This window comes from Pseudoxanthomonas sp. LjRoot204_2, assembly GCF_056175765.1.
On record NZ_JBGFFG010000495.1, the window covers coordinates 1 to 2,247 of the forward strand.

General features: G+C 68.3%; 3 protein-coding genes. All 3 read right to left on the bottom strand.

Annotated elements, in window-relative coordinates; all coding sequences use genetic code 11:
• On the bottom strand, positions 1-748 hold a 748-nt coding region (locus tag AC04L7_RS17055; protein WP_475513494.1), incomplete at its 3' end, for a DMT family transporter.
• Between the two features lie 10 nt (positions 749-758).
• Positions 759-1,535, bottom strand: a complete 777-nt coding sequence (hutG, locus tag AC04L7_RS17060) for an N-formylglutamate deformylase (RefSeq protein ID WP_435997464.1) — start codon at positions 1,533-1,535, stop codon at positions 759-761.
• Between the two features lie 34 nt (positions 1,536-1,569).
• Positions 1,570-2,247, bottom strand: a 678-nt coding sequence (locus AC04L7_RS17065; RefSeq protein WP_475513495.1) for an FAD-dependent oxidoreductase, incomplete at its 5' end; no start/stop codon positions are given.

The following is a 2,247-nucleotide window of genomic DNA, read 5'->3' on the forward strand; positions in this document are numbered from 1 at the left end:
GCGCATACACCTCCCAGGGCAACACCATCGCCTGCAACGGCCGCAGGATGACGAACTGCAGCAGGCACAGCACGCTGGCCACACTGCTGGCGTACGCCGTCAGCCGCACCGCGCCGACGCGCGCCACCAGTTCGCCGCTGCCGACCAGGTACATCGCATAGGCGAGCGCGCTGCCGAACACCAGCACGCCCCCGAGCAGGATGTTGGAACCGCCGGCCTGCAGGTCGTGCCCGAACGCCAGTGCGACGCCCGCATAGCTGACGAGCAGCGCCAGGACCTGTCGTCGCGAAATGCGCTTGCCGAACGCCAGCCAGCCAGCGAGCGCCACCAGCGTCGGCGTGAGGTAGAGAATCAGGCGTTCCAGCGTGGCCGTGACGTAGGCTAGGCCCGCGAAGTCGAGGAAGCTGGCCAGGTAATAGCCGAGGAAACCGAGCAGCGCGATCTTCATGCGGTCGGCACGCGACAGCGGTGCACTGCGGCGCGCGGCCCAGGCCCCCATCAGCAGGAAGAACGGAAACGCCACCAGCATGCGCAACGCGAGCAGGGTCACCGCATCCGCGCCATAGCGGTAACCGAGCTTGACGATGATGGCCTTGCCCGAGAACGCGATGGCGCCAAGCGCCGCGAGCACCAGGCCCGAGCGGCTGACCGCATGCAGACCCGGCCGCGCACGCGGCGCCTCCAGCGCTTCGGTCGGCGCCACGTCGAGCGGCTGCGCGAGTTCGTCATCCGCCTTGGGCTGCGTCATGGCAAGCGCCTCACGCCACCGTGCGCTCCAGCAGGCGGCGGACAAGACCCTGTGTCCGTACCGCGCGCTCCGGCAGGTAGGCGAAGGTGTCTTCGTCCATGTARTTGAGCTGCGCCAGCTCGAGCTGCACGGTCTGGATACCGTTGGCGACATCCGCGTAGTGGCGGGTGATGTAACCGCCCCGGAAGCGCCCGTTGACGACGAAACTGTAGTCCGACTGCGCAGCCAGTTCCGCTTCCAGTGCCTGCTGCAGGGTCGACGAACAACTCGTTCCACCCGCAGTACCCAGATTGAAATCCGGCAGGTGCCCATCGAACAGGAACGGCACCACGCTGCGGATCGAATGGCCTTCCCACAACACCACGCGTCCATGCGCCTCCCGGATGCGGAAGAGCTCCTGCCGCAGCGCGTGGTGATAAGGACGCCAGTAGGCATCCACCCGCGAAGCGATCTCCGCGGGCGTGGGCGCCTGGTCGGGCAGGTACACCGGGTCGCCACTGAAACGTACGCTGGGGCACAAACCGGTGGTGTTCTGACCGGGATACAGGGAGACGTCGTCTTCCGGCCGGTTGAGGTCGACGACATAGCGCGAGTAAGCCGGCACGATGATCGACGCGCCGAGCGACCGGGCGAAGTCGTACAGCTCGGCGACATGCCAGTCCGTATCCGGCACGCGCCGTGCTTCCGGCGTCATGCGCCCGGCGAGGTCGTCGGGTATGCGCGTGCCGTTGTGCGGCAGGCTGATGAACAGCGGCGCGGTGCCACGATGCAGGGTGAAAGTATCCATGCCGCCATTGTATCGCCGTGCCCCATCGACCCGATCAGCGCATCAGCACGACTTCCTCGGCGCTGGTGGGGTGGATGGCGACCGTGTCGTGCAGGTCGGCCAGCGTGATGCCCTTCTTCAGCGCCACCGCGAAGCCCTGCAGCATCTCGTCCGCGCCTTCGCCGAGCAGGTGCAGGCCCACGACGCGCTTGTCCTCGCCCACGCAGACCAGCTTGAACAGGCTGCGCTGCGGCGAATCCGCCAGTGCGTGCAGCATCGGCCTGAAACGGGTGGTGAGTACCGTCACCGCATCGCCATGCTGCGCGCGTGCTTCGGCTTCGGTCAGCCCGACCCGCCCTACCGGCGGATGCGAGAACACGACCGTCGGAATCTGCGCATAGTCGAGCCGCGCATCGGGCTGGCCACCGAACAGGCGGTCCATCAGCCGCCGTGCGGCCGCGATGGCGACCGGCGTCAATGCCGCCTGCCCGGTGACGTCGCCGACGGCATGGATGCCAGGGACGCGGGTGTCCTGGCGTGCGTCCACTGGCACGAACCCCTTCGAGTCCAGCGCCACGCCGGCGACGTCCAGCCCCAGGTCCTGCGTCGACGCGCGCCGTCCCGTGGCGAAGAGCACCGTATCGAAGCGATCGGTACGCGTGCCGTCCTCCGCCAGCACCACGACGCCGTCGCCGGGCGCGCGCTCGAGCGCCGCCACCGCGTGGCCGAACTG